The 269-nt window shown below is 33.5% G+C and carries 1 protein-coding gene; it reads left to right on the top strand.

What is annotated here, in order from left to right; all coding sequences use genetic code 11:
- The coding region (locus LQ686_RS14410) for a transposase (RefSeq protein ID WP_239733466.1) at positions 1-269 on the top strand (269 nt) is incomplete at both ends.

The following is a 269-nucleotide window of genomic DNA, read 5'->3' as shown; positions in this document are numbered from 1 at the left end:
TATGTTACAAGGTGAAATGAATAACCACTTAGGATATTCTTCGAATGATAAATCTGATAAAATTACCGAAAATAGACGCAATGGATATGGGAATAAAACACTTAATACCACTAAAGGTAACATTGAAATCAATGTCCCAAGAGATAGAGATGCCTCATTTGAACCACAGTTAATAAAGAAACGTCAGCGTGATGTTTCTGAAATCGAAGATAAAGTAATTTCTATGTATGCCAAGGGCATGTCACAACGTGATATTTCTTCAACAATAG

This window comes from Mammaliicoccus sp. J-M41 (genome assembly GCF_022385935.1).
Classification (GTDB): domain Bacteria; phylum Bacillota; class Bacilli; order Staphylococcales; family Staphylococcaceae; genus Mammaliicoccus; species Mammaliicoccus sciuri_A.
The sequence above is the reverse complement of the archived record's forward strand: the minus strand, read 5'-3'. Positions and strand labels throughout refer to the sequence as shown.